The 3,602-nt window shown below is 68.9% G+C and carries 5 protein-coding genes; 4 read left to right on the plus strand and 1 reads right to left on the minus strand.

Features of this window, described 5'->3' with window-relative positions; all coding sequences use genetic code 11:
• Positions 1–92: 92 nt before the first annotated feature.
• The 3 genes from ACFWF3_RS28300 (at position 93) to purU (ending at position 2,411) form a co-directional block, all read left to right on the plus strand.
• A complete protein-coding gene (locus ACFWF3_RS28300) occupies positions 93–371 on the plus strand; it encodes a DUF2516 family protein (protein ID WP_235569396.1) in 279 nt (92 codons plus the stop codon).
• Positions 372–447: 76 nt separating this feature from the next.
• Positions 448–1,500, plus strand: a complete 1,053-nt coding sequence (locus tag ACFWF3_RS28305) for an alpha/beta fold hydrolase (protein WP_378991068.1) — start codon at positions 448–450, stop codon at positions 1,498–1,500.
• Positions 1,501–1,520: 20 nt separating this feature from the next.
• Positions 1,521–2,411, plus strand: coding sequence for a formyltetrahydrofolate deformylase (purU, locus tag ACFWF3_RS28310; protein ID WP_378991066.1), 891 nt, complete (start codon positions 1,521–1,523; stop codon positions 2,409–2,411).
• A gap of 1 nt (position 2,412) precedes the next feature.
• On the opposite strand, the gene ACFWF3_RS28315 is transcribed toward purU, so the two are convergent.
• Positions 2,413–2,940, minus strand: a complete 528-nt coding sequence (locus tag ACFWF3_RS28315; protein ID WP_379316518.1) for a GNAT family N-acetyltransferase — start codon at positions 2,938–2,940, stop codon at positions 2,413–2,415.
• Positions 2,941–3,032: 92 nt separating this feature from the next.
• Here ACFWF3_RS28315 and deoC point away from each other — a divergent pair.
• Positions 3,033–3,602 (plus strand): deoxyribose-phosphate aldolase (gene deoC / locus ACFWF3_RS28320; protein ID WP_379316520.1); only part of this gene is annotated, 570 nt, incomplete at its 3' end.

Below are 3,602 nucleotides of genomic sequence, written 5' to 3' on the forward strand. Positions count from 1 at the left end.
GCCTTCGCGCAGCACCGCTGACAGCGGCCCCGTACACCAGGTGTGTGCGGGGCCGCTGTTCGTATGATGGGGGTGTGAACATGGTGAATGGGATGACCTCGCTGATTCTGCTGATCCTGTGGATCGGCGCCTTCGGCGCGACGGTGTTCGCGCTCATTCACGCTGTGCGCCAGCGTTCGGATGCTTTCACTGCCGTCGACAAGATGACCAAGCCGATCTGGCTGGCCATTCTCGGTGGTGCGCTGGTGTTTCTGCTGATCGGCATCGGCGGGCTGGGGATGCTGTCGTTCATCGCGATCATCGCGACCGGGGTGTACCTGGCCGATGTGCGCCCGAAGGTGGACGAGGTGCAGCGCGGACCGCGCTGGTAATTCCCGGCTCGAAGGGCTCGCGGGTGAGTGGTACGCGGTGTTACTGTATCTGGCAGTAACACAAAGGAGTGTGCCGATGCGCGCAAAGTTGCCGACGGCTCTGGTGAACCTGGTCGACCGGGTGTCCACCGTGGTCGAGACCACCCTCGCGGCCCACCGGGCGGACCTGCGGACACGGACGCACGGGATCGCGGCCTTCGATCCGCCGCGGATACCGCACGACGTGATCCCCGTGGTCACCGCCGACGGCGCCCGCCTGCGGGTCCACGCCTACGGCCCGGTCGACGCGCCCGTCATCGTGTTCGCCCACGGCTGGACGTGTTCGATCGAATACTGGAACGCCCAGATCAACGCCTTCGCCGGCGAGTACCGCGTGGTCGCCTACGACCAGCGCGGCCACGGCGAGAGCACCAACGGCTACGCCCGCCCCAGCACCGATCTGCTCGCCGACGACCTGTGCGACGTACTCGACGCGGTACTGCTGCCGGGTCAGCGCGCGGTACTGGCCGGGCACAGCATGGGCGGCATGACGCTCATCGCCTGGGCGGGCCGGTACCCCGAGCGGGTCGCCGAACAGGCCGCCGCGGTGATCCTCACCAACACCGGCGCGCACTCACTCGTCGAGGTGTCGACCATGGTTCCCGGCCTGAACATCCCGCTGCGGATGCTCGGCGGCCGTTCGATGCCGACACCGGACTGGCTCGGCAAGCTCATCCTCGGCACCCCGGTGGTGTTCCCGCCGATCAAGCCGGTGCGCTGGATCTTCGCCCGGCAGGTGATGACCCTCGATACCTCGCGCGAGAAGCTGAATTACGCGCTCTCGGTGGTGCGTGGCTGCCCGATGATGACGCGTTCGCGCTACGGCTTCCTGCTCACCGAGCTGCACCTCGGCGATGACGCGAAGAACTTCTCGGTCCCGACCACCGTGCTCGCGGGCGATCGTGACGACATGACCCCCGCGATCCACGCCGAGCGCCTGGCCGCGCTGCTCCAGGAAGCAGGCACGCTCGCCGGGTTCAAGGTGCTGCCGACCGGACACCTCGGCAACGTCGAACGCTACGACCTGTTCAATGCCGAGGTGGCCCGAGTGCTGGCCGCCGTCAGCGAGCCCGTGCGCGCCCTGGCCTGACCGCCTGCGAGAATCGGCGGATGAGCTCTACCGCTGTGACCTCGGACGACCGTCGGTTCGTGCTGACCCTCGGGTGCCCGGACCGGCCGGGCGTCATCGCCCGGATCTCCTCGTTCATCGCCGAATTCGGCGGCTCGATCGTGGAGGCCGGGTATCACTCCGACGGTGACATCGGCTGGTTCTTCACCCGCCAGGCGGTGAAGGCCTCGACGGTGCCGTTCTCCATCGACGAGCTGCGGGTGCGCTTCGCCGAGGTGGCCGCCGAGTTCGGTCCCGAGACCGACTGGCAGCTGCACGATTCCGGTGCGCCGCGGCGCGCGGTGCTGCTGGTCAGCAAGGACGGGCACTGCCTGCACGACCTGCTCGGCCGCGCACAGGCCGGTGAGCTGCCCGCGACCATCGAGGCCGTGATCGGCAACCACCCCGACCTCGCGGGCATGACCGAGGCCCACGGGGTGAAGTTCCACCACGTGCCGTTCCCGAAGGACCCGGCCGAGCGCGGTCCGGCCTTCGAGCAGGTGCGCGACCTCGTCGACTCCCACGATCCGCATGCCGTGGTGCTCGCCCGTTTCATGCAGGTGCTACCCGCCGAGCTGTGCGAGCACTGGGCCGGGCGCGCGCTCAATATCCACCACAGCTTCCTGCCCTCGTTCGTCGGCGCGCGGCCCTATCACCAGGCGTACGCGCGCGGGGTGAAGCTGATCGGGGCGACCTGCCACTACGTCACCGCCGAGCTGGACGCGGGTCCCATCATCGAGCAGGACGTGATCCGCGTCGATCACGCCGACGACGCGCGCGACATGGTCAGACAGGGACGCGACATCGAGCGGGTCGTGCTCGCGCGTGGACTGCGCTGGCACCTGGAGGGCCGGGTGCTCGTGCACGGTCGGCGCACGGTCGTCTTCGAGTGACCTACAGATCGTAAAACGGTGCCGGATAACGGAATTCGCCGGTCACGGCGGAATCGTAGGCCGTGAGCGGGCGGACCTGGAAATACGGCGCCCATTCGGCTTCGTCGGGCACGACGCCCAGACGCGCGCCGGGGACGAAGCCGAAGCGGGCGTAGTAGTCGGGATCGCCGACCAGGCCGACAACCGATTCGTCGAGGGCGTCGGCGGCGCCGAGGGCGGCGTGGACCCATGCCGAGCCGACGCCGGACTTCTGATGCTCCGGATCGACGCCGAGCGGACCCAGCGCGAGCACCGGGAACGGGCCGATTCCGGCTCTGGTGAGACAGATGTGCCCCACGACGGTGTCGTATTCGAGGGCGACCAGCGACAGCGTGGGCATCCACGACTCGTCGGTCCGTAGCGTCTCGACGAGGGCGGGTTCGGGTGGTTCGGTGACGGCCGGATCGCCCGCGTAGTGCGGGGCGAAAGCGGCGCGGTGGATCGCGGCGATCGCCGGGGCGTCCGCTGGGGTCTCGCGACGGATCAGCACAGGCTTAAGTCTCCAGGATTTGGGTACGGGAGCGCAATGATGTGCCGTGCCCGATGTTCCGGACTCGGCCGCGCGTGTGCGATGCTCGGGAAATGACTTCCGCGCCGCTGACCCGGGCCGCCGTGGCCGACATGATCGACCACACCCTGCTCGCGCCGGAAGCCACTCCGGCCGAGGTCGACTCGCTGGTCGTCGAGGCGCGCAAGCTGGGGGTGTACGCGATCTGCCTGTCGCCCTCGATGCTGCCGGTGCGTGCGCCGGGGCTGGTGGTGGCCACCGTGGCGGGTTTCCCGTCCGGCAAACACCATTCGCTGGTGAAGGGTGCCGAGGCGCGGCTGGCCGTGGATCAGGGCGCTGCCGAGGTGGACATGGTGATCGACGTGGGCGCCGCGCTGGCCGGTGATTTCAACGCCGTGCTCGCCGACATCATCACCGTGCGCGAGGCGACCAGGGATCGGGCCGTGCTCAAGGTGATCATCGAATCGGCGGCGCTCACCGATGCGGCGATCGTCGGTGCGTGCCGGGCGGCCGAACAGGCGGGCGCCGATTTCGTGAAGACCTCCACCGGTTTCCATCCCGCGGGCGGTGCGAGCGTGCACGCGGTGCGGTTGATGGCCGAGACCGTCGGCGGACGACTCGGGGTGAAGGCCAGCGGCGGCATC

Origin of the sequence: Nocardia sp. NPDC060220, from assembly GCF_042727815.1 — a bacterium.
In the GTDB taxonomy this organism is placed as follows: Bacteria; Actinomycetota; Actinomycetes; order Mycobacteriales; family Mycobacteriaceae; genus Nocardia.